Source organism: Microcoleus sp. S1D4, assembly GCF_036700765.1.
In the GTDB taxonomy this organism is placed as follows: domain Bacteria; phylum Cyanobacteriota; class Cyanobacteriia; order Cyanobacteriales; family Microcoleaceae; genus Microcoleus.
In genome coordinates this window covers 127,035-152,706 of the sequence record NZ_JAUBPP010000011.1, presented here as the reverse complement: position 1 = coordinate 152,706, position 25,672 = coordinate 127,035, and the positions used below count along the sequence as shown (strand labels likewise).

The window sequence follows — 25,672 nt, the reverse complement described above, 5'->3', positions numbered from 1 at the left end:
CATGCAAAACACCCTAGAGATACTTTCTTCTTCTGAGTCGCCGAGTCTTCCCAAAAAGCAACCCGTACCCCCAAATTACGAAGCAGCCGATCGCCAATTTGTCAATTTGCTAGAAGTCGAGGATTTAGACAAGACGGTGGCGGCAAAACCGTTACTTGTCAGCGATTTTGAAAGCGCGATCGCCTATGCAATTCAAGCAGCTTACCAACAGGAACCGGGCGATGAGGCCGCTCACCGCTTCTTGCAGCGCATACTTTACCGCGTCAACCGCCTCAACTTGTTTTGGTACGACGATTTGCGCCGCTACAACAATGAGCGATCGCACTATTTGCGTTCTGTGCGCGATCGCATCGAAGCACCCTGGCAGCAATGGGAAATCGCCCAAATCGACGTTGCAGCGCTGCAAAACATCGAGGATGTCAAGCAAGCCCTGCGCGATCGCGCCGCTGCCGATGTCGATCCAGAGCTTACTGAGATCGATCGCTACCTGCGAGAACAGATGACTGAAGAGGGATACAAGCACTTGCTGGCGATCGCCTCCTTCGACGGTTTAGTGGAAGCCAGCCGCGTTTCTCGCATCATCGGCGGTGCCGGCAACGAAATTCAGTGCACCCTTACGCGAGTGCTGATCGAAGAATACGGCGGCGGTCGCTTAGCCCGCAAACACTCGACCTATTTTGCCCAAATGCTGGCAGAATTCGGTATGAACACGGAACCGGAGGCGTATTTCGATTTGGTGCCTTGGCAAGTGCTCGCCAGCATCAATCACAATTTCCTGCTGACGGAACGCAAGCGCCATTTTCTGCGCTACAACGGCGGACTCACCTATTTTGAAGTGGCCGGGCCCGTCGCTTACCGCAATTATCTAGCGGCCGCCCAGCGTCTGGGCCTCTCGCAGGCTGCGATGGGCTATTGGGAACTGCACATCCGCGAAGACGAACGTCACGGGCGCTGGATGCTTGATGAGGTGGCGATTCCGCTGGTTGACAGATACCCGCAGGAGGCGTGGGAGTTGGTGTTGGGCTACGATCAGGAGAAGTCGATCGGCGATCGGGCTGCTGCTGCTGTAGTGCGATCGATCCAAGCCACAGAGCACAATTAACAGCTATATCCTAGGGTGTATCAAAGACTGATGCACCCTACCAGGAATTAGCTTAAAATGCTGTCATTAACTGAATTAGCTCGATCGACAAATCTCTTTGCGACTTTTGGTGCTTCTTAAACAAAACTCCAGCCAGCAGATAGATATTTTCTGAATAAAAAGCCATTCCCTGTTCTCTGAGAGTGGCGATCGCGCTTTTCACCTTGGGCTCCGAACTGTAATAGCCAAAAGTTAAAGGTGCAATCTCAAAATTCGCCACCGAGTACCCTCGATCCAACGCATAATCGATCAAACCCACAGGATTAGAATAGCTAGAAACCATCAGCAAAACTCGATCGCAGTCCAAAGATAAAAGTTTCTTAGCAATTGTCGAACCATCATTCCCGCCGTGCAACAGCGGCTGATAAATCTTGTCATCCACCGCAGGCAAATAAGGCGGATTCGAGATGACACAATCCGCCGACTGATATAAAAGCGAATCAAAAAAAGAGCAATTGTTGACCGTATATTGTTCGCTGATCTGATATTGCTTAATTTGAGACTGAGCAATTTTCCAAGCTACATTATTTAGCTCAAATCCTTGTATTGTCCCGCTAAAATCTGTTCTCAGCAAAGACTTAATAACTGGACTTCCTTCTCCTGAACCAAACTCTACGATAAGTCTAGAATTGTCGCTGGCATTTAACACTAAACTTTCCAAGCAGTGCGAGTAAAAATTCGATTCTTCCGGGCAGTGGAATACTTGTTTCAGAGGATTGGATGAAGTGAGCATAAATTCTGTAACAAAGTTTACTCTTTTTAAAATATCGAATAAGTAATAGTGCAGCCATCTGTCCCAAGAGCTATTTAATCAAGTTTTATAGCACTTCGATCCAAAGATAAGGGAGAGCTCGCTCCCTTATCTTTGGATCGATTCCCCCATTTAAAATCTCAACTCAAAAAATGAAAAATCTATAGCAGTTCGATCTAAAGATGAGGTATTGAGCGATCGAGTTCTCAATCCCTCAATTCTTCAATCTCCAATCAAAAAATGGAAAAACTCTTCCTGTTTGACTTCGTGCGATTGTAAAAGTATTACTTTCGATTGAACGTAAAATTAATAATATTCATCCTATTGATAGATTGCAATTCCCTAGCAATCCGTTTATCAATTTAAATAAGTGGTTCCCCGTTGGAGCGAAAGGAAACTGTGTAAGCGATGAAGAGCCTAGGCACACGATTAGATCGGCTCTTCCTCGCCTGTGGGCCCTGCTTTCGCTCGAACTGAGCAGTCCTACAAATCCTGCGAGGATTGCTATAGCGATTAACAGGTTTTATATAAAATTTATTGTGAGCCTAGAGTCCCATTAGGATGCCGTTGCTCTATCAGCAAAATTTTGGTAATTTCCCTGCTCAAACAGGCCTTAATCTGACTTGGGCTTTTTTACCTGCGAACTCAGAAAATACGTCAGCGCAGCGATTACTAAAGCGATACTCACTCCTAATGAAAGGATGTTCGGATCGCCGTTCCACTTAACTACCTGGCCGAGATATAATACGCTCAATACGACGACTATCACGCTGGCAAGTTTGGTTTTGAGGTCGTCTATGGTGTGAATTTCTAGCCAGTCTGGTACTTTGATGCGATCGTCAATAAACAGTTCGTAAAGTCCGAGTGCCGTAATGTAAAATACTGTGGCTAGCAGAAACAAGTCTACAACTTCGACAAAGGACAGAATCAGTGTTTTAGAGTTTTCGCTGGAAATCGGCCCTGTAGTGATAATGTAGCCGATGGTAGCGATCGTTTCAAGGGCACCGTAGATCAAAAGTGTCACAGAGGCTATAAAAGAACCGAGTACAGCAATTATCATTAGATAGCGACTTTTGGCAAGAATTCGATGCAGCATAGTTGATATCCGCTGGGGAAATTTATGAGAGAAGAACCGCTCTCTGGCATACCTTTGGGTTTACTATATCAGGGTTTTGCCCGATCGCACTGACCAGCAAGCAATTGTGCTGCGGCCGCGCCCCAAGCCCCATCAAAACCTTGCAGTTGAAAGGTTACGGGCGAATTCGGCAACCAGCGGGCGATCGCCTGAGAGCTTTTTGAGATCATTGAGTTTGCTGGGAAAGTTTGATCCGTAGGCTGCGAGTGACAAAAATGCCAGCAGCAACATCAGAAACAGTAGCGCTAAAAAAATATTCAACTAACTCATCTGAGGGAGTTAAGCGAACGCAACACTAAGCCACAAAATCAGAGAAACCGGGTTTATATGCCCTATCCCTAGGTTTTGATGGATCTCGTAAACCCCAAAAGCAAATATCATCCACTTGAAAGAAACGCCCTTTTCCGAAATATTCCTAAAGATGAATGGCGAAGTTGCCAGAGTGGTAATACCTTATAAAGTATGGACATATTGGTGTGATTTTCCACGGAAAATCAATCAAAGTAACCGCAATCAATGGGCTTCATTACCTTGATTGTCCCGCAGTGAATCTTATAAAAGTTGTAAGTTACGCTGTCAATTTAAACCTGCTGTTTTGGCCTCAAAACCCGCTCGCAGGAATCTATAATGCAAAAGCAAGCATAATCATGAAATCTTCTAAATTGTTGTTGAAAGTTATTTTAGCAGGGGCTTGTAGTGTAGGTTTAGCAACGGTTTCCTTAACAGTGCCTGCCTCTGCCCAGTCGGGAGGTACCGCAGGCACTGGCACCAGCGGTACAGGCGCTGGCACCAACGGTACAGGCACTCGCACGGGTACGGATGCAACTGGTACAGGCGCTGGTACGGGTACAAGCGGTACGACAGGTACGACAGGTACGACAGGCACAACAGGTGCAACCGATACCACTGGTACGACAGGTACGACAGGCACAACCGATACCACTGGTACGACAGGCACAACAGGCACTCCTGGTACTGCTGGTACTGCTGGTAATGCTGGTACGACAGGTACGACAGGCACAACCGATACCACTGGTACTGCTGGTACAACGGATACGACTGGTACGACAGGTACGACAGGCACTCCTGGTACTGCTGGTACTGCTGGTAATGCTGGTACGACAGGCACAACAGGTACAACCGATACCACTGGTACTGCTGGTACAACGGATACGACAGGTACGACAGGCACTCCTGGTACTGCTGGTACGACAGGCAGAACTGGTACTGCTGGCACTACCGATACGACTGGTACGACAGGCACTCCTGGAAGTGCTGGTACGGGTACGACAGGCACTCCTGGTAGTGCTGGCACGGGTACGACAGGCACTCCTGGTAGTGCTGGTACGACAGGTACAACTGGTACAACTGGTACGACAGGCACAACCGATACAACTGGTACAACCAATACGACAGGCACTCCTGGAAGTGCTGGCACGGGTACAACAGGTACAACAGGTACAACTGGTACAACTGGTACAACTGGTACAACTGGTACGACAGGCACAACAGGTACAACAGGTACGACACCGATGCCGGCTGGTACGACAGGTACAACTGGTACTACCGGAAGCTCCACAGACGTTACGACAGACGTTACGACAGTGACGCCGGCTGGGGCGAATTCTGGAGTTTTGAGTGCTCGGCGCGATCGCCCCAATAACTTCGGTTGGCTGGGCGTGTTCGGCGTGTTCGGTTTGCTCAACTTGCTTCGGAAAGACCGTACAGCGTCCGATCGCACTTTCACCCGATCGGAGTAACACTAAATTTGTAGGGTGCGTCAGAACTTCGCCTTTTCTCCCCTATTTGAGGCAAAATCTCTGACGCACCCTACTACTTTGCCTAAATAGATCGTAATTTTCTCAAGGGCGATCGTACTTCAGGGCTGATTTATTCAAACAACACAAAATTAGTCCTGAGTGTCCACAAAAACAGTCACAGCCGCCACAGCGATTAACATTTCATCATTTTTATCATTCAGAGAGGCGATCGCCCTTCCCGCCACCACCATGCCTCCTTGCTCCACAATCAGAGTTTTGCTACCAAAAGGCAGCACCGCCAACACCTCATCGGGTCGCACTTGTTCCGGGTAAGGAACAGCCACCTTAACCTCCACAATCATCTGATTTGGGTCAGTCAAACCCGCCACTTCCCAGACACCTAACAGAGCATTATTGGCGATCGCATTCCGTACAGCCCTAGCCGCCGCTACAGTCGGTTCCTGTCCGTGCTGGTCAATACCCATCCCCATTTCAATGATGAAACATTTACGTGCCACAGTTACCCCTTCGTTGATATTTGCTTGCAGTCGTTAGCGAAGCCCCAAAGAGGATCGCACTCTTTCTCAAAACAATACAATTATCTCCCAACCTGACCACTATTTATATTATTTTATCGATCGATAAAACCACAAAACAATCATCCCAGTTTCAACAAATAATGCAACTGTATGCAACCATCAAAGCCCAATAGTCATCAATCATTCTCAATCCAAAATCTAAAACTTGTACAGCGAAGCCGAAGTCGAAGAATCTAAAACTTGTATAGCGAAGCCGAAGTATCTAAAATCGTCTAATACCATTTTTCTAAAGATGTGCTGATGAAGTCTTAGCCCCCCCTTACGAAGGGGGTTGGGGGGGGTAATATCTAGCGCTACTTTATGAAATTGGTATAACTTATGGTAGTATAACCCAATTCACGACTCCTCGCGGAAAGCCAAACTCATCTCCAGCTTAAATCATGGATAGTTTTCTACCAATTGCCTACTTTCAAAACCAATTTCTGCCATTTAGCGACGCCAACATTTCCATAGCCACCCACGCCCTGCACTACGGAACCGGAGTTTTAGGCGGGTTGCGAGGAATTCCCGACCCCCAAAATCCCGATCGCATCCTTCTATTTAGATTAGAGCGCCACTGTCAAAGATTAAGCCAAAGTGCCAGCTTCCTCCACTGTGATTTACCCGCCGACAAAATTCAACATATAATCATTGATTTTGTCAAAAAAAATCAACCAACAAAATCATTTTACATCCGCCCTTTCGTCTACACATCCAGCTTAGGAATTGCCCCCCGACTTCACAACGTAGAAACAGACTTCTTTGTCTACGGATTAGAACTTTCCGACTACTTACCCAAAGCAGGAGTTAACTGTAGAATTAGCTCTTGGTACCGCCAAGAAGACCGCAGCTTACCATTAAGAGGCAAAATTAGCGGCGCTTACATCACCTCAGCCTTAGCCAAAACAGAAGCAGTCGAATCCGGCTTCGACGAAGCGATTATGATGAACACCCAAGGAAAAGTCAGCGAAGCTTCAGGAATGAACATATTTATCGCCCGAAACGGTAAATTAGTGACACCAGGTTTCGATCAAGATATTCTCGAAGGAATTACCAGAGACAGCGTTATAACTATCGCCAGAGACTTAGGAATAGAAGTCATAGAAAGACCAGTTGATAAATCAGAACTGTTGATTGCAGACGAGATTTTCCTCTGCGGAACCGCCGCCAAAATTACCCCAATCAACCGAATAGAAAACTATCAATTGCCTCAAAACCGACCCATCACCGAAAAGATTTTGGACAAACTCACCGGGATTATCGAAAATCGCGACAGCCAATACAAAGACTGGGTATTTGCGATCGACCTAAATTGACCGTTTGTAGTGAGGACTTCAGTCCTTCTTTTCGTGACCAAACTCCTCACTACAAACCATCACTCGCTCCTTTATACAAGATGAATAGCAGAAATTAAGAAATGCGATGGAATCTCAAGAATTTTATGAAAAAGGATTTGACCTCGGTCGTAGAGGGCTGTACCATGAAGCAGTTGAAGCTTTTACTCAAGCAATTAATCTCAATCCTGACTTTGTAGAAGCTTATATGATCCGTGCTGATGTTCGAGCTGCTGCTGGAGATTTACAGGGGGGAATTGAAGATTTTGAGAAAGCTATGGATATTTACAGGGCAAGAGGACAATCGCAAATAGCTGATATGCTTTTAGTTCCTTGGGGTGCCCTGCACAATCAAATTAGGTTTAAGGACTAAAGTCCGAACGATCGAACAAAGTTTACCCGCACAAAACAGCCGCGTGATGGCGAATGTGATCCTCCATAAAACTCGCTATAAAATAATAGCTATGATCGTAACCATCCTGCATCCTTAAAGTTAGCGGTTGTCCCGCTTTCGCACAAGCCTCCGCGAACACGTCCGGCAACAACTGCCCGTCAGCCAAAAACGAATCAGCAGTGCCGCAATCAATCAGAATCGGACGGTTGTACTGTGCTGCCACAACCAATTCGCTAGCATCCCAAGCGCTCCAAATCTCTTTGTCACCACCGAGGTAATTTGCAAAAGCTTTTTGTCCCCAAGGGCAGCGCACGGGCGCGCAAATAGGCGCAAAAGCCGAAACTGAAAGATAGCGAGATCCATTTTTCAACGCACAAATTAAAGCCCCGTGTCCGCCCATCGAATGACCGAAAATTCCCTGTTTTTTCGGTATCGCTGGAAAGTTTTCGGCGATTAAATTCGGCAATTCATCAACCACATAACTGTACATTCGATAATGAGAATTCCAAGGTGCAACTGTCGCATCAATATAAAAACCCGCGCCACTTCCCAAGTCCCAACTCTCATTTTCCCCAGGAATCCCAGTATTGCGCGGGCTAGTGTCGGGCGCAACTAGCATTAACCCGTATTTTGCCGCAAATTGCTGCGCCCCCGCTTTTGCCATAAAATTTTCTTCGGTGCAGGTTAAACCTGATAGGAAATAGAGAATTGGTACGGGTTGAGTTTGAGCTTGGGGTGGTTGGTAAACAGTGAATTTCATTTCGCTGTTGCAGGTTGAGGATTGATGGCTGTAAAAGCCGAGTTTGCCGCCAAAGCTTTGATATTCTTTGTGCAGTTTTAGGGTGTGAGAGATCATGTTAATTCTATTTCATTTTGGAATTAGATTTTTTTTAACCGCAGAGGGCGCAGAGGACGCAGAGGAATAGAGAAGAGAGAAGTTGTTTGTTCAAAATGTTAAGACTGTGCGAATTACTTCGCCTTTGTGCATTAAATCAAAGGCTTTATTAATTTTGTCGATCGGCATTACTTTAGTTATCAAGCTGTCAATGTCAATTTTACCATCCATGTACCAATCAACAATCTTGGGGACATCAGTTCTGCCCTTCGCCCCGCCAAAAGCCGAGCCTTTCCAAACCCTACCAGTTACTAGCTGAAACGGGCGGGTGCTAATTTCTTGACCTGCTCCCGCTACCCCAATAATTACGCTCACGCCCCAACCTTTGTGACAGCATTCTAAAGCTTGGCGCATTACATTAATGTTGCCGATACATTCAAAACTGTAATCAGCTCCGCCTTTGGTTAAATCTACTAAATAAGGCACTAAATCGCCTTCCACTTCCGAGGGATTAACAAAGTGAGTCATGCCGAATTTTTCTGCCATTTCTCGCTTGTCGGGATTCAAATCTACGCCGACAATCATGTTAGCTCCTACCATGCGAGCGGCTTGAATTACGTTTAAACCCACGCCGCCCAAACCGAAAACTACCACATTAGAACCTGGTTCTACTTTTGCCGTATTGATGACAGCGCCGATACCCGTGGTTACGCCGCAGCCGATCAAACAAACTTTATCAAAAGGAGCGTCATCGCGAATTTTTGCTACCGCAATTTCTGGCAATACTGTATAATTTGCAAAGGTAGAAGTTCCCATGTAATGGTGAATTTTTTCACCGTCTATGGAAAACCTACTCGTGCCGTCGGGCATCACTCCCTGGCCTTGAGTCAGGCGAATTGCTTGACAGAGATTCGTTTTTTTGCTCAAACAATATTCGCAGTTGCGGCATTCGGGAGTGTAAAGTGGAATTACCCGATCGCCCTTTTTGACACTTGTCACTCCCGGCCCAACATCTGCCACAATCCCGGCTCCCTCGTGGCCTAAGATAGTAGGAAACAAACCTTCGGGATCTGCGCCGGAAAGAGTGAAAGCATCGGTGTGACAAACACCAGTCGCTTTAATTTCCACCAGCACCTCTCCAGCCCGCGGCCCATCCAAATCGACCGTCTCAATAGTCAAAGGTTGGCCGGCACTGCGAGCAACTGCTGCTTTTACTTTCATGGTTTATTCCCTGCGATCGATTTGTCAATTTACCAGTCAATATGTATTGTATTACTTTCTGCCAAACTTCAGCAAATCTATGACCAAATTAATTGTAATTACCGGAGTCAGTCGCGGTCTCGGTCTTGCCATGACCGAAAAATTTATTGAATTGGGACACACAGTTTTAGGATGCGCCCGTTCTTCGGAAGCGGTGAAAAAGCTCAACCAAAAATATAGTAAACCCCATTATTTTACTTGTTTGGATGTCACCAGCGACGATCGAGTCAAAGCTTGGGCTACAGAAATACTGGCAAATAATCAGGCTCCCGATTTGCTCATTAACAATGCAGCTTTAGTCAACCATCCCGCGCCGCTTTGGAATGTCGGCAGCGAAGAATTTTCTCAGCTAATTGATGTTAATATTAAAGGTACTGCTAATGTAATTCGCCACTTTGTCCCGGCAATGATTGCGAGAAAAAGCGGCATAATTGTCAACTTTAGTTCCGGTTGGGGAAGGTCAACTTCGCCGGAAGTCGCGCCCTATTGCGCTTCTAAATGGGCGATTGAAGGACTTACACGATCGCTAGCCCAAGAACTGCCCCCAGGTATGGCAGCAGTTCCTTTAAATCCCGGCATAATTCACACAGATATGCTAGACATTTGTTTCGGCGAAGATGCGGTAAATTACACCTCAATCAAAGCCTGGGTGCAAAAAGCAGTGCCTTTGCTGCTGAAATTAAAACCTTCAGATAACGGCGTACCGATGACCGTTCCTGGATAACAAAGCAACAGAAAACATAATTTGCAAACATCTCTCATTTCTACTCCTCTGCGCCCTCTGCGCTCTCTGCGGTAAAAAAAAACTCAAAAATGAAATAAAATTACTGTATTCCCAAATCACAACTCTTTCCCCAAACAGCCACTGTGAACTTGCCGCAAACCTCGCCCTCGCAAACCGAAACCCGCAAAGCAGATCATCTGCGGATCTGCCTCGAAGAAGACGTACAATTTCGCGAAACTACCAGCGGACTCGAAAACTACCGTTTTACTCACTGCTGTTTGCCAGAACTCGATCGCGCCCAAATCGATTTAACCTCCACATTCCTCGGCAAAAAACTAGCCGTACCCCTGCTAATATCCTCAATGACAGGCGGCACAGAACTAGCCCAGACAATCAACTACCGCCTCGCCGATGTCGCTCAAGAATACAAACTAGCAATGGGAGTCGGTTCCCAGCGATGCGCTGTCGAAAACCCTCAACTAGCTCCGACATTTGCAGTGCGCCGCCGCGCTCCCGATATTCTGCTATTTGCTAACATCGGAGCAGTTCAGTTAAACTATAATTACGGCTTGGCAGAATGTCAAAAAATCATCGACATTCTCGAAGCCGATGCCCTTATTTTACATTTAAATCCTCTGCAAGAATGCGTTCAAACCGAAGGCGATACTAACTTTAAAGGACTGTTAGATAAAATTGCAAAATTGTGCGAAAAATTACCAGTCCCAGTAATTGCTAAAGAAGTTGGCAACGGTATTTCAGGAAAGATGGCACAGAAATTGCTGGAGGCTGGAGTAAGCGCGATCGACATTGCCGGAGCCGGAGGCACTTCTTGGGCGAAAATAGAAGGACAGCGAGCCAAAGATAGCAAGCAGCGCAGGTTGGGCGCAACCTTTGCCGACTGGGGAATACCCACAGCCGAGTGCATTGTCAGCACCCGCGCTGCCGCCCCAGATGTTCCCCTGATTGCCTCTGGAGGCTTGCAAAACGGCTTGGATGCAGCGAAAGCTCTCGCCCTCGGCGCGGATGTTGCAGGGCTGGCGCGGCCGTTTCTGGAAGCAGCAGCGCAATCGGAATCAGTCGCAGCCCTCCTCGCTGAGGTTTTAATTGCAGAGATTGCCACCGTGATGTTTTGTACGGGCTGCGCTAACTTGCATGATTTAAAATATTCTGGGGTTTTGGAAAGGTTAAAATAAAAGTAAGTCATTAGTCATTGGTCATTAGTCATTGGTCATCAGTCATTAGTCATTAGTGCTGTCCCCGCTCCCTTTCCGTCATTAGTCAGCAGTCATTAGTCCGCAGCTAATAACTAACGACAGTGGAGAATTGCTAAATTATACTTGCAGCAATGACTCATAATATCGTTGCCGTTGGCATCAGAATAATGTTTTTCCGAGTGCAGTTCGATCGTCCCGCTCGCACGCTAGGTATCATACCGCTATAACTGGATTTGATCTAACGAATGACCAATGACTAATGACTAATCACCAATTACAGACGACCAATGACCAATGACTAATGACCAATGACTAATGACTAATCACCAATTACAGATTATCTAAATGAAAGATTTCCTCAAATATACTTGTGCAAGTTTGCTAGGAACCTTCCTCGGACTGTTGCTGCTGGGCGGCATCGGATTGGGAGGGTTGGTACTGCTAATTGCTGTCGCGGCATCGTCGTCAAAAGATTCAGGCCCGCAAGTTAAAGATAAGTCTGTAATGGTATTAGACCTTTCTTTAAATATCACTGATAGCAAACCGAACCGCAGCACGAGTGCGGCGATTCAAGAAGTTCTTTCGGACGAGTCCGGCGATGCAGTGACTTTGCGGACTGTTTTAGACGCGATCGAATCTGCGACAAAAGACCCCAAAATCGTGGGCATTTATCTCGAAGGCAGTTCGGATTCCAGCAGCAGCGGGTTTGCTAATCTCAAAGAAGTTCGATCGGCCTTACAGCGTTTCCGAGATGCCAAAAAACCCATTATTGCTTACGAAATGGACTGGAACGAGCGAGATTATTACCTCGGTTCAGTCGCCAACACAATTGCTATCAATCCCTACGGTTCTTTAGAAATCAACGGTTTTAGCAGTCAGGCAATGTTCTGGACTGGTGCTTTGGAAAAATACGGCGTGGGAGTGCAAGTGACTCGCGTCGGCAAATACAAGTCAGCCGTGGAACCGTTTTTGCTCAAACAAATGAGTCCCGAAAATCGCCAGCAAACCCAAAAACTGCTCGGAGATATTTGGGGAGAATACCTGAAAACTATCGGCCCGAGCCGCAAATTGACCGTGCCGCAACTGCAAGCGGTGGCAGATAATGGCGGAACTTTGATGGCTGACGAAGCTCTCAAAGGTAAGTTAGTTGATAAAGTTGTATACTTTGACGAAATTACGACGGAACTCAAAAAACTCACAGGAACCGATCGCGAAGACAAATCTTTTAAGCAAATTAGCTTGAAAAACTACGCGAGAGTTGCTGAGAGTAAAAACTCAACTCGCGCTGACAATAAAAACCAGATTGCTGTGCTTTACGCTGAGGGTGAGATTGTCGATGGGGACGGCGGGCCGACTCAAGTAGGGGGCGATCGCATTGCTAGAGAATTGCGGAAAATCCGAGAAAATGACGACGTAAAAGCAGTAGTTTTGCGCGTTAACAGTCCCGGAGGCAGCGCGACGGCAGCGGAAGTCATCGGGCGCGAAGTCGCGCTGACGGGCAAAAAAAAGCCAGTTATCGTGTCGATGGGCAATTTAGCAGCTTCCGGCGGCTATTGGATTTCGATGGGTTCCAACAAAATTTTTGCCGAAGCGAGTACGATTACGGGTTCCATCGGCGTGTTTGGAATGCTATTTAACGTCGAAAAGTTGGCTGCTAACAACGGCGTGACTTGGGATGTGGTGAAAACCGCCCGCTTTGCCGATAGTAAAACGATTTCCCGCCCGAAAACTCCTCAAGAATTGGCGAATATTCAGAGAGTAGTCGATCGCATTTACGATCGATTTATCACCAAAGTCGCCGACTCCCGCAAACTGCCAAAAAACAAGGTGCAAGAAATTGCTCAAGGCAGAGTTTGGTCTGGTACCGCCGCGAAACAGTTGGGTTTAGTCGATGAAATTGGCGGTTTAGAAGACGCTATCAAAGCTGCGGCGGAGCAAGCTAAACTAGGTGAAAACTGGCAGTTAGAAGAATATCCAAAAAATCGCACTTTGGAGGAGCGAATTTTGGAAAGACTTTCAGGCGTTCATGTTTTGGAACCAGCCACCAAACTCGACCCGCTGACTGCTGAAGTTAAGAAAATGCAGGATGAATTAGCTGTTGTCAAGTCCATGAACGACCCGCAAGGCGTTTACGTTCGCTTGCCTTTCAATTTACGGATTAATTAACTTGAATCTTCAACCCGATTGGCATGGGTTTTGTTTGTGCAGCAGCGGTTTTAGCCGCACCCGTCCGATGAAATAAACAAGGTTTGTAGTGAGGATTTTAGTCTGCATCTGTTAGAGAACTAAAGTCTTCACTACGAACTAATCTTATTATAGCGATCGCAGCGGGGGCTATTCACTGAAAAACCCGGTTTTTCAAAAAACCGGGTTTATGAATACCCTAAAAATCTGCAGGATTCGGAATAGAAAATATTTTTTATGCAGCACGCTGAGTTAACAATCCCCAGACGAAAAGTACCACGATAGCACCGATGACGGCAAAAGCTATGCTGGGTAGAGTCAATGCTCCGAATGAAGCTCCCGCGCTTGTCCCGAAAAAGACTTGACCTAGATAACCTCCCACTAGGGCACCCACAATTCCTAAACCTGTCGTTGCGAGAAAACCGCCGCCTTGAGTTCCGGGATAAATGGCTTTGGCGATCGCACCGGCAATCAATCCTAAAACGACCCAAGCAATAATTCCAAACATTTCTTTTTCTCCTGAATACTTAACTTTCTTTCGTTCTTTGTCTTATGTACCAAGAATAACAACTGACGACTCACCATTACCTCTACCGTAAGGAGGAACCGAAAGTGGTAGAATTTGTCGTGAATCCTCGGAATTTGAGGCTATTTAATCAGTCAAAAGAGTTAACCCAGTCTTTTTCGCGACGCAAGGTACTTATGCTCAATGCCAAAGGAAAAGCATCCGATTTGAGATTTGAAATTTTAGATGAAAATGACGGAGGACTATTGAGGTTTGCAGCAAGCGCCCGCAGTAGTATTATCTTTTTAAGCTGATATATAGCCTTTCTCGTAAAGATGAGGTATGTCCGGTAATGGGTAATGGGTAATTGGGAATTGGGAATTGGGAATTGGGAATCGCAAGTGCCTATAGGCTTTCAGAGGTTTCTGGAGGTAAAGACGGCCTCCGTGCGAAAAGCTGATCGTCGCATAATTTGGCATACCTCATGTTTTTGAGAACCGCTATAGGAGAATCTTTTCTCGGAATTTTTGTGTGGTACTGGTAAAAAAAATTACAATTATCCTATGAATCTGACACTGTGCACGATCGCCAAGAATGAAGAAGCAACACTGTCGCGGACTTTGGACAGCGTTAAGGGTGTTGTTGACGAAATAGTCGTGGTTGATACTGGTTCGGGCGATCGCACCCGTGAAATTGCCCGTGAATCTGGGGCGAGGGTTTATGACTTTGAATGGTGCGACGACTTCGCAGCAGCCCGCAATGAGTCTCTCAAGCACGCCCGAGGCGACTGGATTTTGGTTTTGGATGCCGATGAGGTTTTGGTACCAGAGATTGTACCTCTTCTTAAGCAGGCCATTAAGAGCGATCGACTGCTGCTAATCAATCTCATTCGCCAAGAAATCGGTGCATCTCAATCTCCCTATTCCCTCGTCTCGCGCTTGTTTCGCAATCGCCCCGACATCCGCTTCTCTCGCCCCTACCACGCCATGATAGACGACAGCGCGGCTGAGATTTTGCAGAGGGAACCCACATGGAAAATAGCTTCTCTCCCCGATGTGGCGATTTACCACTCTGGTTATCACAAAAATGCGATCGCCGCCAAAAATAAATTCCAAAAAGCTCAAGCAGCAATGGAACGCTATATAGCTTACTATCCAAACGACGCCTATGCTTGTAGCAAATTAGGCGCGCTTTATGTAGAAAGCGGGCAAATTGGGCGGGGAATTAATTTATTAACCAGAGGATTGACGAATGTCGCAATTGATGATTCTATTATTTATGAACTCAACTATCATTTAGGAATTGCCTACTACCAGCAGCAGCAGTTTGTTAAAGCAAAAGAACACTATCAAGCGGCAATTAATACGAATGTTTTCCCGGCGCTGAAGTTGGGCGCTTACAACAATTTGGGCAATTTGCTCAAAGATGAAGGAGATTTGCCTGCTGCAGAAAAAGCTTACAAAGCAGCATTAAAAATAGACCCCAATTTTGCAACAGGTCACTACAATTTGGGACTGACGCTGAAAGCAGGCGGAAATTTAGCAGATGCGATCGCTTATTACCGACAAGCCATTAAAATCTCTCCCGAATACGCCGAAGCTCATCAAAACTTGGCAGTAGCGCTACTAAAAATTGGCAAAATGCCAGAGAGTTTAGCAGAATTCAAAAGAGCGATCGCCCTTCACGAACAGTCCCGCCCCTTTGAAGCAGAACGCCTCCGCCGAGGCCTGCAAGAAATGGGCTTGATTTAAGCTGGCATATCTACTTTATTAACCAATGATATTCCCGATCGGGGACAGGACTAATGACCAATGACGTTGGACTAGCCTTTGACTTCGCGATCGGGCAAGATGCCCCATGCCCCATGCCCCATGCCCCATGCCCCATGCCCCATGGCCCATGCCTAATGACTTACAGCAAAATCAAGCAATTATCTCCACTTTGCCGCTATCCAAATCGTAGCGCCCCCCAACAACTTTCAGCTTGCCCGCTTTCACAGCTTCAGCCAAAATAGGCGACGAAGAACTTAACTTCTGCACATTCATTTTCACATTAGCTCTGACTGCATTATCCCACGCATTGCCATCGAGATTTTTTGTCGCATCCACAGCCGGTTTAATTGCCGCCACCAAAGTACCAATGTGACCGGGTACAGCTTTGCCGTCTAAAGCAGCTTTAACAGCACCGCAGCGTTCGTGACCCAAAATTACTAATAGCGGAACACCTAATTCTAATGCGGCATATTCGATATTTCCCAGAACCACATCGTCGAGAAAATTTCCAGCTACTCGGATATCAAATAAATCACCCAATCCTTGATCGAAAATAATTTCGGGAGCAACCCGCGAATCAGAACAAGCAAGGATGGTTGCAAACGGATGTTGACCCTGCGCTACTTCGACAATTCGCGATCGGGCTTGGTCGGGAAATGTCCGTTTTTGTTCAATGTAGCGTTGATTCCCCTCCATCAATTTCTTGAGAGCACCGTCGGGAGTGATCTCAGAAATAATCTCTGCAGCATTTGCAGCTTGGGCTTGTAAAAGCGTGGGTGCAATGCTTGCCGCCAGCATCCCTGCACCAGCCCTCAACATTAAATTTCTTCGCGAAATCCTGCCTGTTTTTTCGCTTTCAGTCATTATTTGCAACTCAGTTCAATTTTTTGTACTTTAGTCATGGACGCACCCCAACAAAAAAACAGACTTTTAAAATTCTCCCAAGAAAGTTTTAAATAAATATTTTAGTTAAAAACCCGGTTTCGGGTCGCCCGTGCCTAAGTCCTATATTTTATAGCATAAGAGTTACCACAAGATCGGCAATAGCGGCCAAAATTATTTAATTATTCTTTACAAATATCTAGGGCAAAAATTACACTTCAAAAAAATTGCCCAATTTTATTTCAAAAAGTCAACAGCCGTCATCCTTCTGCCGGCAGAGGATGCTATAGTGTATCTAAAAAGACAATTATTTATAAATAAATCAAAATGTCTTACGTTGCCAGCATTCATATCTATCCAGTCAAGTCTCTGGACGGCATAGCAGTCAGTCAAGCCACTATTCTTGCTAGCGGAGCTCTAGAAGGCGATCGCTCTTTTGCAATCTGCGACGCAGCAGGAGAATTTATTAACACTAAGCGCAACAGCGGAATCCATTTTCTGCACTTTTCATTTGACATCAAAAAAAGAATTGCCGGTCTAAAAATTAAAGACACCGAACAAGAAATTTTTTTTCATGTAGATAGAGAACGCCCCGAAATAGAATATTGGTTGAGTAGCTACTTCGGTTTCTCCGTTCAATTAATTGAAAACTTGCTGACAGGCTTTCCCGACGATACCGCAGCACCGGGGCCAACTATTGTCAGTACCCAAACAATTGCCGAAACTGCATCTTGGTTTCCGAGAGTTTGCGTTAACGAGATGCGACATCGCTTGCGAGCTAATATTGAAATAGGAGATGTCCCGGCTTTTTGGGAAGACCAACTTTTTCCAGAAGCAGACGAAATTGTTAGGTTTAAAATAGGGACAGTAATATTTGAAGGTATTAAACCCCGTCAGCCCTGTCTCCTATCAACGCGAAATTCGGCCACGACAGAAGCTTATCCAAATTTGAAAAATGTACTAATAGCCAAGTACAAGGAAATTATGCCTGACTTGGCAAAAGATGGGGGTTTAAATCACTTGAGCAGACCGATAGTTAACACGCGAGTACCACGGGAAGCCGCCGGAAAAATAGTACGAATAGGAGACGAAGTTCAAATCCTCAGAGTCACCAAATCCCTATTTAATGCCATTCCTGATTAGTGGTACAGCACGAGTCTGATTAATCCACTGGCAATTCCAAACTAAGCTTACCCAACACACCAGTTCTAAAATCATTCAACATTTGTCGCGCCGTTCGTTCGACATCTCCTTTATATCTGTCTTTTGCTACCTCGTGCAAATAATCTTCACCGTTACTAGATCCTATATCTACTTTATACCGGGATTTGAAACCAGATACTGATACTAAAGTGTCATCATCCGCCTCAAGTTTTAGGACCAAATCTACCATAGCCGCGGCTACTACTTGATTGTCGTAAGCAGCTTCGCCAATATCTTCGCAAATAGCTAATTTTATGGCATTTTCTTGATTGTTAATCCGGGTGGGGATGATTCCGGGGGCATCTAATAACTCAATTTCGTCAGAAATGCGAATCCATCTGAGCGATTTAGTTATTCCAGCTCTGCGGGCACTGTCCACTACTCTCTGTCCTAACAGCCGGTTGATTAAAGCAGATTTTCCGACATTTGGAAAGCCCATTACCACCGCCCGAACTGGACGGGGCAGCATACCTCGATCGAACCTGCGTTTATTTAGCTGCACCCCAGCCTCCTGGACAGCATCGGAAACATCGTGCACTCCTTGGCCGTGCTCGGCATTGGTAAAATAGGCGGTTTCTCCCTGGGACTCAAACCATGTTTCCCACGCCTCGCGGGTTCGAGGCGTAATCATATCCATGCGGTTGACCACCAATACTCGCGCCTTACCGCCCACCCAGCTAGGCATTTGGGGGTGGTAAGTCGCCAATGGAATGCGGGCATCTCGGACTTCGAGCACCACATCTACTCGCTTTAGCTGTTCTTTTAATGCCCGTTCAGCTTTGGCAATGTGACCGGGATACCAGTGAATTTTCATAATACGAAGGAAGAAGGAAGAGGGAAGAGGGAAGTTCGGCAACGAGCAATGTACGGGATGTAACGGATGTAACGGATGTAACGGATGTAAGTCCGTCGGAAGAGGGAAGAGGGAAGAGGGAAGAAGGAAGGGGCTTATTACATAAATCTTTGATCGAGCCAGCCAACCGTAGATGAAAGGCAGATAAATGTAGATAATTTCCTCATTGAAAAGCGACTTTTACAATAAATCTAAGGAATAAATAAGAAGGAACTAACCACAGAGGGCGCAGAGAGCGCAGAGAGAAGGAAGCAGAGGGAAGAAGGAAGAAATCAGGAAAATGGAAAAAGAATCGAGAAAAATGCCAGAAGCAATAAGAAAGAGTTGTCTTACTTCTTCCTTCTTCCTTCTTCCTTCTTCCTTCTTCCTTCTTCCTTCTTCCTTCTTACTTCTTCCTTCTTCCTTGTTCCCTCTTCCTTCTGTTAAGGCACAATCAAAACTGCACAAGGAGACAGATTGATCACCCGATTGGTAACGCTGTCAGACGCCCCATCATCGGTTAAACCCATCCCGCGACAGCCCATCACAATCAAATCAGCGCCAATTTCGTCAGCCACATCACAAATCGTGAAAGCCGGTTTGCCTTCTCGTTCAATGACTTCAGCTTCAATTCCCTGCTGGGAAAACATCGATTGGGCCTCTGACAGCAGCTTGGCCACTGCTTCGGGCGAACTCATCACCTCTGACGGCGCGTCGCCCTCATCGGCTGGGGGCTCGACTACCGACAGAATAACTAAACGAGAAGCGTAGGTTTTCACAATATTGACAACCTTTTCGGCAGCTTCGCGGGCTTCTCGGCTTTGATCTACAGGAAATAAGACAGTCTTGAACATAGTTCGCATTTCCCGGACACGGACTCCGATAAAATGTTTACGTTGAGCCAAATCAGTGCCGTTTGTTTCATCTTCCGTTTTGTGTGCGGGCGCGGTTGAATGCGTCCGAGGCCCCAAGTGCAAGTGACGAGTGCCACCATTTCAACGGAATTAGACAAAAACACACATATTAGGAGGTTAATCCTGTGACAAAAAAAACTGTAGCAAATTTATCAGCATCAGACTTATCGGGCAAACGGGTATTGGTGCGGGCGGACTTTAACGTGCCGCTCGACAACGGCAATATCACTGATGATACTCGCATCCGGGCTGCTCTGCCGACTATTCAGGATTTAGCGTCCAAGGGCGCTAAGGTCATTTTGTGCAGTCACTTCGGGCGTCCCAAGGGTGTGACGGAGAAGTTGCGCTTGACTCCGGTTGCTAAGCGGCTGTCGGAATTGTTGGGGAAAGAGGTCAAAAAGACTGACGACTGCATCGGCGATGAAGTGGCTGCTACAGTGGCGGCGATGGCTGATGGCGATGTGGTTTTGCTCGAAAATGTCCGCTTCTATCCCGAAGAAGAAGCAAATGACCCGGAATTTGCCAAGAAGTTAGCTTCTGTGGCCGATTTGTATGTCAATGATGCTTTTGGTACCGCTCACCGGGCTCACGCTTCTACTGAGGGCGTTACTAAGTATCTGAGTCCTTCTGTGGCTGGGTTTTTGATGGAGAAGGAATTGCAGTATCTCGGTAGTGCGATCGACAATCCTCAGCGTCCCTTAGCTGCTATTATCGGTGGTTCCAAGGTTTCCAGCAAGATTGGAGTCATTGAAAAACTGCTCGAAAAGTGCGACAAATTGCTGCTGGGAGGCGGCATGGTGTTCACGTTCTACAAGGCTCGCGGTTTGAGCGTTGGTAAGTCTTTGGTGGAAGATGACAAGCTGGAATTGGCGAAGTCTTTGGAAGCTAAGGCGAAGGAACGGGGAGTTACTTTTCTGTTACCTACTGATGTGGTAGTTGCTGACAAGTTTGCTGCTGATGCTAACACTCAAACTGTCTCTGTTGAGAATATTCCCGACGGTTGGATGGGTTTGGATATCGGCCCGGATTCTGTGAAAACTTTCCAAGATGCTTTGGCCGATTGCAAAACAGTAATCTGGAACGGGCCGATGGGCGTGTTTGAGATGGAGAAGTTTGCTGCTGGAACTGAAGGAATTGCCCATTCTTTGGCGGGAATTACTAAAACCGGCACTACCACAATTATCGGTGGCGGTGATTCGGTAGCGGCTGTGGAACAGTTAAATTTGGGATCAGAAATGAGCCACATTTCTACTGGTGGCGGTGCTAGTTTGGAACTGCTAGAAGGTAAGGAATTGCCTGGTGTTGCAGCTTTAGATGAGGCTTGATTGAGTTAAGTAGGGCGGGCTTTGCCCGCCTTGCTGTAAGCAGGTCTAAATCATTGGCTGCGAATGCTGTTTTTTTTTACCGCAGAGAGCGCAGAGAGCGCAGAGAGGGAGAAAAGAGAGAAAGAAATGGGTTGAAATTCTACTGTTTGCGAGTACGATCGATCTGAAGTGGCAGTGAGGTTTGTTTGTGAAACTTAAAATCTTGGCAAGTGTAACGGCAACTATAGCAGTTTTAGCGCCGTTTTTGCTGGCAGCTCCCGTCAAAGCTCAAAATCCAGATCATGTCCGGCGGTTGCTGGAAAGTAAGGAGTGTGAGGGCTGCGATTTAAGAAATGCTGATTTGTTTAAGGCGAGTTTGTACAGAGCAAATTTAAGGGGTGCTGATTTAAGTGGAGCTAATCTCTACGAAGCTAATTTGCTAGAAGCGGATTTAAGTGGTGCTAATTTGGCGAATGCTAATTTGGTTAATGCGGAGATGTACGGTGTTGGCTTGGACAGTGCTAATTTGCGAAATGCGGATTTGTCTAATGCTTTTTTGGGGCGGGCAAATATGACGAGAGCTGATTTGCGCGGTGCTAAACTTTTTAATGCTAATTTGGGCGAATCTAATTTGCTGCAAGCTAATTTGTCGAATGTGGATTTGAGGCGTTCGCTGCTTTTTAGAGTTAATTTGAATCGCGCGAATTTAAGCGGAGCGGATATGTCTTTTGCTGACGTGCGCGATACTAATTTGCAGAATGCTATTTTGTCAAATACTCGGCTTGCTAAAGCTCAATTGAGCGGGACAAATATTGACGCGGCTAATAATGCGCGGCAAGCTGATTTGGAACGTGCTAACTTGCGGGGTACGAATTTGGGGCCGGGGGTTTGTGTGATAACTACTTTTCCTGATTGTGTTGGGAATTTGGAGTAATTCAGTCCTAGAGTGCGTCAGCCGCGATTATTTTAGCAGCTACGAGAGCGTTTGACCCGCTGGCGCACCCTGGCTCTATCTATAGAGCTTCTTAGGTGAGTTCGGTCAACCACGAGCGATGACCAATTACGATTACCAATTACCAATTACCCATTACCTCTCTTAAATCAGAATGGGTATACGAGCTAATTTTGAGGTGGTTTATATCCCCTTTCTAGGGCGAATTTCACAAGCTGGGCGCGATTTTCTAACTGTAGTTTGCTGAATATGCTGCCTAAATGAGCTTGTACAGTCCGGGGGCTAATAAACAGTCGATCGCTAATTTGTTTGTTAGTATAACCTTGGATAACTTCCCAAAACACTCTTTCCTCGGCTGGTGTGAGCGGCAAAGGTGCAGGATTTGGCAATACGGCCACAAGTTTTGGCTCCAGCCTAGCGCTAGAAGTTTGCAGCAGTCGGACAATCTCGGCGTGAATGCGGTGAGAGCGCTCTAATTGTCCCTTCACTTTAGCCAAGATTTCTTCAGACTGAAAAGGTTTTACCAGATAATCGTCAGCGCCGATCGCGTGACCCTCAACTTTGGACTCAATCTCGCCTTGGCCTGATAAAAATATAAACGGCACTAACTGTCCCAAACGGGTAGTACGCAAGCGCCGGCAAAACTCAAACCCGTCCATTTCCGGCATCATCACATCGGAAATTACCAAATCAGGAGGGGCATTTTCAAAAATCGAGAGCGCCTCAATTCCAGAAGTAGCACATTCCACCCGGTATCCTTGGCTTTCCAGGTACATTGCTAAGACTGTTTGACAGTCTTCTTCGTCGTCAACTACTAAGATTCTTTCCATGACAGCCTTGCACCAATTCCCGTTGACAGTTTTTAAAACTGCGGCTCCCAAAGTAGGAACTTAAATGAGTTTACCAAAAAATTGGGTCTAAAGCCCCGTCCTTATAGGACGGCTTTAATTATAAAAAGTGTGAAAACTTGTTAAGCATACAGACTTATAAGTAAAAATTTTAGCAAAAGTGATAAACTATTCCAATGATAGTTTTAGAGTTTAAGTTGAAGGGCAAAGCGGAGCAATATCGAATCATCGACGACATGATTCGGACGGCTCAATTTGTCCGAAACAAGGCTCTTAGACATTGGGTAGACAATCAGGGAGTCAAGTTAGTAGACCTGTACAAACAATGCGCCATCATGGCGAAAGAATTTGAATGGGCAGGCAAGCTTAACTCAATGGCGCGTCAAGCTTCGGCGGAACGTGCTATTTTTGCTATTCAACGTTTCTTCTCAAATTGCCAGGCTAAAAAGCCAGGTCAAAAAGGATATCCACAATTCAAAAAGCACAGTCGTTCTGTAGAGTACAAGACATCAGGATGGAAGCTTTCTGCTGACAAAAGATGCCTCACTTTCACCGATGGCTTTGCCGCTGGAACATTTAGATTGCTCGGCAGTAGAGATTTGCATTTCTCGGCACCCGATGAGATTAAGCGAATCAGGGTGGTTCGTCGTGCTGACGGCTACTATGCCCAATTCTGCATCAACGTTGAACGAAAAGAAGAACCCGTTTCTACTGGTAAAATTATCGGCATAGATGTTGGATTAAACCACTTCTATACTGACAGCGACGGTGAAACAGTTCCTAATCCTCGGTATCTCCGCCAAAGCGAAAAAGCTCTGAAGAGATTGCAGAAGCGAGTTTCTCGGAAAAAGAAAGGCTCCCAAAGCCGGAAAAAAGCAATCAACAAGTTAGGAAGAAAGCACCTAAAGGTTAGTCGGCAGCGTAAAGACTTCGCCATAAAGACGGCGTTGTGTGTGGTAAAATCTAACGATTTTGTAGCCTATGAAGACCTTCAGGTGCGGAATATGGTGAAAAACCACAAGCTTGCCAAATCAATTAGTGATGCTGCGTGGTCACAGTTTGCTCAATGGTTGGAGTATTTTGGAAAAGTGTACAGCAAAACAGTTATCGCTGTTCCACCACAATACACATCTCAGGAATGCTCAAACTGTGGTAATCTTGTTAAGAAAACTTTATCAACCCGAACGCATATTTGCGGTTGCGGAACGATACTAGATCGCGACCACAACGCTGGAAGAAATATTTTAGCAAAGGGTTTGAAAGCCCGTGCAGGAATCAATTTAAATACGGTGGGGCACACCGGAATTCACGCTGGGGGACAGACCGATCTCTACTCGCTGGTGGCGACAAAACAGAGATAAGTTCGACTGGCTGATCCAAGAATCCCCTCGCCTCGATAGCAGGGGAGTGTCAACTGCTGCAACTTGATAAAGGCTCCCAATTTCAAGACGGCACAATTCCTCAAATAGTCCAATTACCGGTGCCGCTCCCACATAATGGGAAGAAGTAGAGGAATATTGGGGAAAATCTCCTTTTTTTATTTGCCTATCCCAAAAAAGTACAACTTTTTATGAAGCATCGTCAACTTTTCCGCAGAAAATAGCAGCTAAAAGCCAGAATTTTGTTTTATTATACACAAATCTTGCTAACATTTAGACTATTCCTAGACTAGACATGGAAAGGTTTTTAGATTTTTCTGGTTCCGACAGGGGTACAAAGGGCATAAAGTGAGCAGTTGCTGCAGCCGCGGGCGGCGCGAACAAACGCTGGTCGGCAACTAAGATACTTTCAAATATCGGTGCGGGTTCGGGGCGGCTGAACAGATATCCCTGGATGATATCGCAGTTGTGCTTTTTCAAAAAGGCTAGTTCTGCTTCTGTTTCTACGCCTTCAGCAATTACTGTCATGTTTAAACTGTGACCCAGTAAAATTACTGCTGTAGTAATAGCAGCATTTTGAGAGTCTTCATTGGCATTGCGGACGAAAATTCGATCGATCTTTAAACTGTCAAAGGCAAATAGCTTGAGATATCCTAAAGTAGCATAACCCGTGCCGAAGTCGTCGATCGCAATCCGAATTCCTAGAGCTTTAAGTTCGTTTAAAGTAGCGCCTGCGACTGTCGCATTTTCCACTAAAGCGCTTTCGGTCATTTCTAATTCTAAATTAGCAGGCTCCAAGCCTGTAGTTTCCAATATTTGCACGATTCGCGCTTTGAGTTCCGGGTCGGATAACTGTCTGGCCGACAAATTTACTGATATCCTAAAGGGCGAAAACCCCGCCGCCACCCAACTAGCGGCTTGAGCGCAAGCTGAAAGCAGTACCCACTCGCCAATCTGAATAATTAAACCTGTTTCTTCGGCTAAGGGAATAAATTCGGCGGGAGAAATTATACCTCGATCGGGATTTTGCCACCGCACCAAGGCTTCAGCACCGATGATTTGTCCGGTAGCAATATCTACCTGCGGCTGATAGTATACCTGAAACTCACCTTGTGCCAAAGCGCGGCGCAGCAGAGATTCCAGAGCCAACTTTTCAGGAGAGAAGACTGAAGCATTGGTAGATTCGTTAACTAAATCTTTGAGTCTGGCTTCTGCTTGGTGAAGCGCGAATGTCAGCGGTTGAGTAATTCTTTGCCGTTTCGAGATGCCAGAAGCAATGGCTCCGAGCAATTCAGCCTTAGTAAAGGGCTTTGTCAGGTAATCGTCGGCTCCCAATTCCATCCCCCGACGAAAATCGGTTTTGGAACTTTGAGCCGTGAGAAAAATAAATGGAATTGTTGCGGCTAGAGAGTTTTGTCGCAACGTCCGCAACACGTCATAACCGTCGATTTCCGGCATCTGCACGTCGCACAAAATTAAATCGGGGATTTCTGAAAGTGCCATCTGCACCCCAAATCGACCGTTTTCGGCGACAATCACCCGATAGCTTTGAGATTCCAGGAGTTGCAGAAGAGTTTCCCGGATTAATTCGTCGTCCTCAATAACCAAAATTTTGAGCATGATACTTAGATTACAGATGGCACTATATATCAGAACCTGACTAACTCTAGCATACTCAAACTAACGAGCTACTGATTAGGCCAATTAGCCAATAAATTATTAGCCAAATGGCTAATAATTTTGCATCTGTTCTTAAATCACAATCGAATAC

At 46.1% G+C, this 25,672-nt stretch carries 25 protein-coding genes; 12 read left to right on the top strand and 13 right to left on the bottom strand.

Going from position 1 to position 25,672, the window contains the following annotated elements; all coding sequences use genetic code 11:
• The first annotated feature begins 1 nt into the window (after position 1).
• Positions 2-1,102: an iron-containing redox enzyme family protein gene (locus QT998_RS13990; protein WP_333114891.1), complete on the top strand. Its 1,101-nt coding sequence runs from the start codon at positions 2-4 to the stop codon at positions 1,100-1,102.
• Positions 1,103-1,154: 52 nt separating this feature from the next.
• Here the strand turns inward: QT998_RS13990 and QT998_RS13985 are convergent, their stop codons facing one another.
• From QT998_RS13985 to QT998_RS13975, 3 genes are all read right to left on the bottom strand, one after another.
• On the bottom strand, positions 1,155-1,874 hold the full coding sequence (locus QT998_RS13985) for an SAM-dependent methyltransferase (protein WP_333090590.1): 720 nt from the start codon (positions 1,872-1,874) through the stop codon (positions 1,155-1,157).
• 631 nt (positions 1,875-2,505) lie between these two features.
• A complete protein-coding gene (locus QT998_RS13980; protein WP_333090593.1) occupies positions 2,506-2,988 on the bottom strand; it encodes a YqhA family protein in 483 nt (160 codons plus the stop codon).
• 68 nt (positions 2,989-3,056) lie between these two features.
• The gene (locus tag QT998_RS13975; RefSeq protein ID WP_333090595.1) at positions 3,057-3,197 is read right to left on the bottom strand and encodes a hypothetical protein; all 141 of its coding nucleotides are present in this window, start codon (positions 3,195-3,197) and stop codon (positions 3,057-3,059) included.
• 477 nt (positions 3,198-3,674) lie between these two features.
• Here QT998_RS13975 and QT998_RS13970 point away from each other — a divergent pair, with 477 nt between their 5' ends.
• Positions 3,675-4,787: a hypothetical protein gene (locus QT998_RS13970; protein WP_333114893.1), complete on the top strand. Its 1,113-nt coding sequence runs from the start codon at positions 3,675-3,677 to the stop codon at positions 4,785-4,787.
• Positions 4,788-4,936: 149 nt separating this feature from the next.
• Here QT998_RS13970 and QT998_RS13965 read toward each other — a convergent pair whose 3' ends face one another.
• Positions 4,937-5,305 carry a Lin0512 family protein gene (locus QT998_RS13965; protein WP_194010532.1) on the bottom strand — a complete coding sequence of 123 codons (369 nt, stop codon included), beginning with the start codon at positions 5,303-5,305 and terminating at the stop codon, positions 4,937-4,939.
• 461 nt (positions 5,306-5,766) lie between these two features.
• Between QT998_RS13965 and QT998_RS13960 the strand changes: the two genes are divergently transcribed.
• Both QT998_RS13960 and QT998_RS13955 read left to right on the top strand, forming a co-directional pair.
• The gene (locus QT998_RS13960) at positions 5,767-6,681 is read left to right on the top strand and encodes a branched-chain amino acid transaminase (protein ID WP_333090599.1); all 915 of its coding nucleotides are present in this window, start codon (positions 5,767-5,769) and stop codon (positions 6,679-6,681) included.
• 106 nt (positions 6,682-6,787) lie between these two features.
• Positions 6,788-7,072 (top strand): tetratricopeptide repeat protein, encoded by a 285-nt coding sequence (locus QT998_RS13955; RefSeq protein ID WP_333090601.1) that lies wholly within the window; start codon positions 6,788-6,790, stop codon positions 7,070-7,072.
• A gap of 22 nt (positions 7,073-7,094) precedes the next feature.
• Here the strand turns inward: QT998_RS13955 and fghA are convergent, their stop codons facing one another.
• On the bottom strand, positions 7,095-7,949 hold the full coding sequence (fghA, locus tag QT998_RS13950) for an S-formylglutathione hydrolase (protein ID WP_333114895.1): 855 nt from the start codon (positions 7,947-7,949) through the stop codon (positions 7,095-7,097).
• A gap of 90 nt (positions 7,950-8,039) precedes the next feature.
• The gene (locus QT998_RS13945) at positions 8,040-9,149 is read right to left on the bottom strand and encodes an S-(hydroxymethyl)glutathione dehydrogenase/class III alcohol dehydrogenase (RefSeq protein WP_333114897.1); all 1,110 of its coding nucleotides are present in this window, start codon (positions 9,147-9,149) and stop codon (positions 8,040-8,042) included.
• A gap of 79 nt (positions 9,150-9,228) precedes the next feature.
• Between QT998_RS13945 and QT998_RS13940 the strand changes: the two genes are divergently transcribed.
• From QT998_RS13940 to sppA, 3 genes are all read left to right on the top strand, one after another.
• A complete protein-coding gene (locus tag QT998_RS13940; protein ID WP_333114899.1) occupies positions 9,229-9,912 on the top strand; it encodes an SDR family oxidoreductase in 684 nt (227 codons plus the stop codon).
• Positions 9,913-10,055: 143 nt separating this feature from the next.
• Entirely contained in the window at positions 10,056-11,105 is a 1,050-nt protein-coding gene (gene fni, locus QT998_RS13935) for a type 2 isopentenyl-diphosphate Delta-isomerase (protein WP_333114901.1), read from the top strand.
• Between the two features lie 366 nt (positions 11,106-11,471).
• Positions 11,472-13,292 carry a signal peptide peptidase SppA gene (sppA, locus tag QT998_RS13930; protein WP_333114902.1) on the top strand — a complete coding sequence of 607 codons (1,821 nt, stop codon included), beginning with the start codon at positions 11,472-11,474 and terminating at the stop codon, positions 13,290-13,292.
• A 253-nt stretch (positions 13,293-13,545) separates the two neighbouring features.
• On the opposite strand, the gene QT998_RS13925 is transcribed toward sppA, so the two are convergent.
• The gene (locus QT998_RS13925; protein WP_194013129.1) at positions 13,546-13,818 is read right to left on the bottom strand and encodes a GlsB/YeaQ/YmgE family stress response membrane protein; all 273 of its coding nucleotides are present in this window, start codon (positions 13,816-13,818) and stop codon (positions 13,546-13,548) included.
• A gap of 560 nt (positions 13,819-14,378) precedes the next feature.
• Between QT998_RS13925 and QT998_RS13920 the strand changes: the two genes are divergently transcribed.
• Complete coding sequence (locus QT998_RS13920) at positions 14,379-15,566, top strand: tetratricopeptide repeat protein (protein ID WP_333114906.1); 1,188 nt, start codon at positions 14,379-14,381, stop codon at positions 15,564-15,566.
• Positions 15,567-15,737: 171 nt separating this feature from the next.
• On the opposite strand, the gene QT998_RS13915 is transcribed toward QT998_RS13920, so the two are convergent.
• A complete protein-coding gene (locus QT998_RS13915) occupies positions 15,738-16,451 on the bottom strand; it encodes a carbonic anhydrase (RefSeq protein WP_333114907.1) in 714 nt (237 codons plus the stop codon).
• Between the two features lie 345 nt (positions 16,452-16,796).
• Between QT998_RS13915 and QT998_RS13910 the strand changes: the two genes are divergently transcribed.
• Positions 16,797-17,612: an MOSC domain-containing protein gene (locus tag QT998_RS13910; RefSeq protein ID WP_333090615.1), complete on the top strand. Its 816-nt coding sequence runs from the start codon at positions 16,797-16,799 to the stop codon at positions 17,610-17,612.
• A 19-nt stretch (positions 17,613-17,631) separates the two neighbouring features.
• Here the strand turns inward: QT998_RS13910 and ylqF are convergent, their stop codons facing one another.
• The 3 genes from ylqF to QT998_RS13895 all read right to left on the bottom strand — a co-directional run bounded on the left by ylqF (position 17,632) and on the right by QT998_RS13895 (position 19,358).
• Positions 17,632-18,486, bottom strand: a complete 855-nt coding sequence (gene ylqF / locus QT998_RS13905) for a ribosome biogenesis GTPase YlqF (RefSeq protein ID WP_333090617.1) — start codon at positions 18,484-18,486, stop codon at positions 17,632-17,634.
• A 252-nt stretch (positions 18,487-18,738) separates the two neighbouring features.
• The gene (locus QT998_RS13900; RefSeq protein ID WP_333090618.1) at positions 18,739-18,972 is read right to left on the bottom strand and encodes a hypothetical protein; all 234 of its coding nucleotides are present in this window, start codon (positions 18,970-18,972) and stop codon (positions 18,739-18,741) included.
• On the bottom strand, positions 18,948-19,358 hold the full coding sequence (locus tag QT998_RS13895) for a universal stress protein (RefSeq protein WP_333090620.1): 411 nt from the start codon (positions 19,356-19,358) through the stop codon (positions 18,948-18,950). Before QT998_RS13895 ends, QT998_RS13900 begins: the two co-directional genes overlap by 25 nt.
• 185 nt (positions 19,359-19,543) lie before the next feature.
• Between QT998_RS13895 and QT998_RS13890 the strand changes: the two genes are divergently transcribed.
• The gene (locus QT998_RS13890; RefSeq protein ID WP_194009193.1) at positions 19,544-20,743 is read left to right on the top strand and encodes a phosphoglycerate kinase; all 1,200 of its coding nucleotides are present in this window, start codon (positions 19,544-19,546) and stop codon (positions 20,741-20,743) included.
• Positions 20,744-20,930: 187 nt separating this feature from the next.
• On the top strand, positions 20,931-21,656 hold the full coding sequence (locus QT998_RS13885) for a pentapeptide repeat-containing protein (protein WP_333090621.1): 726 nt from the start codon (positions 20,931-20,933) through the stop codon (positions 21,654-21,656).
• Between the two features lie 185 nt (positions 21,657-21,841).
• Here the strand turns inward: QT998_RS13885 and QT998_RS13880 are convergent, their stop codons facing one another.
• Complete coding sequence (locus QT998_RS13880) at positions 21,842-22,504, bottom strand: response regulator transcription factor (protein WP_194009191.1); 663 nt, start codon at positions 22,502-22,504, stop codon at positions 21,842-21,844.
• Positions 22,505-22,698: 194 nt separating this feature from the next.
• Between QT998_RS13880 and QT998_RS13875 the strand changes: the two genes are divergently transcribed.
• Complete coding sequence (locus QT998_RS13875) at positions 22,699-23,883, top strand: RNA-guided endonuclease InsQ/TnpB family protein (RefSeq protein WP_333114910.1); 1,185 nt, start codon at positions 22,699-22,701, stop codon at positions 23,881-23,883.
• Positions 23,884-24,174: 291 nt separating this feature from the next.
• Here the strand turns inward: QT998_RS13875 and QT998_RS13870 are convergent, their stop codons facing one another.
• Positions 24,175-25,521: an EAL domain-containing response regulator gene (locus QT998_RS13870; protein WP_194070776.1), complete on the bottom strand. Its 1,347-nt coding sequence runs from the start codon at positions 25,519-25,521 to the stop codon at positions 24,175-24,177.
• Positions 25,522-25,672 lie beyond the last annotated feature (151 nt).

Coding starts and splice junctions, on each gene's coding strand:
- QT998_RS13875 (WP_333114910.1), top strand. CDS start 22,699: ATGATAGTTTTAGAGTTTAAGTTGAAGGGCAAAGCGGAGCAATATCGA.
- QT998_RS13870 (WP_194070776.1), bottom strand. CDS start 25,521: ATGCTCAAAATTTTGGTTATTGAGGACGACGAATTAATCCGGGAAACT.
- QT998_RS13910 (WP_333090615.1), top strand. CDS start 16,797: ATGTCTTACGTTGCCAGCATTCATATCTATCCAGTCAAGTCTCTGGAC.
- QT998_RS13985 (WP_333090590.1), bottom strand. CDS start 1,874: ATGCTCACTTCATCCAATCCTCTGAAACAAGTATTCCACTGCCCGGAA.
- QT998_RS13920 (WP_333114906.1), top strand. CDS start 14,379: ATGAATCTGACACTGTGCACGATCGCCAAGAATGAAGAAGCAACACTG.
- QT998_RS13895 (WP_333090620.1), bottom strand. CDS start 19,358: ATGTTCAAGACTGTCTTATTTCCTGTAGATCAAAGCCGAGAAGCCCGC.
- QT998_RS13990 (WP_333114891.1), top strand. CDS start 2: ATGCAAAACACCCTAGAGATACTTTCTTCTTCTGAGTCGCCGAGTCTT.
- QT998_RS13975 (WP_333090595.1), bottom strand. CDS start 3,197: ATGATCTCAAAAAGCTCTCAGGCGATCGCCCGCTGGTTGCCGAATTCG.
- QT998_RS13940 (WP_333114899.1), top strand. CDS start 9,229: ATGACCAAATTAATTGTAATTACCGGAGTCAGTCGCGGTCTCGGTCTT.
- ylqF (WP_333090617.1), bottom strand. CDS start 18,486: ATGAAAATTCACTGGTATCCCGGTCACATTGCCAAAGCTGAACGGGCA.
- QT998_RS13945 (WP_333114897.1), bottom strand. CDS start 9,149: ATGAAAGTAAAAGCAGCAGTTGCTCGCAGTGCCGGCCAACCTTTGACT.
- QT998_RS13960 (WP_333090599.1), top strand. CDS start 5,767: ATGGATAGTTTTCTACCAATTGCCTACTTTCAAAACCAATTTCTGCCA.
- sppA (WP_333114902.1), top strand. CDS start 11,472: ATGAAAGATTTCCTCAAATATACTTGTGCAAGTTTGCTAGGAACCTTC.
- QT998_RS13970 (WP_333114893.1), top strand. CDS start 3,675: ATGAAATCTTCTAAATTGTTGTTGAAAGTTATTTTAGCAGGGGCTTGT.
- QT998_RS13925 (WP_194013129.1), bottom strand. CDS start 13,818: ATGTTTGGAATTATTGCTTGGGTCGTTTTAGGATTGATTGCCGGTGCG.
- QT998_RS13915 (WP_333114907.1), bottom strand. CDS start 16,451: ATGACTGAAAGCGAAAAAACAGGCAGGATTTCGCGAAGAAATTTAATG.
- fghA (WP_333114895.1), bottom strand. CDS start 7,949: ATGATCTCTCACACCCTAAAACTGCACAAAGAATATCAAAGCTTTGGC.
- QT998_RS13880 (WP_194009191.1), bottom strand. CDS start 22,504: ATGGAAAGAATCTTAGTAGTTGACGACGAAGAAGACTGTCAAACAGTC.
- QT998_RS13980 (WP_333090593.1), bottom strand. CDS start 2,988: ATGCTGCATCGAATTCTTGCCAAAAGTCGCTATCTAATGATAATTGCT.
- QT998_RS13955 (WP_333090601.1), top strand. CDS start 6,788: ATGGAATCTCAAGAATTTTATGAAAAAGGATTTGACCTCGGTCGTAGA.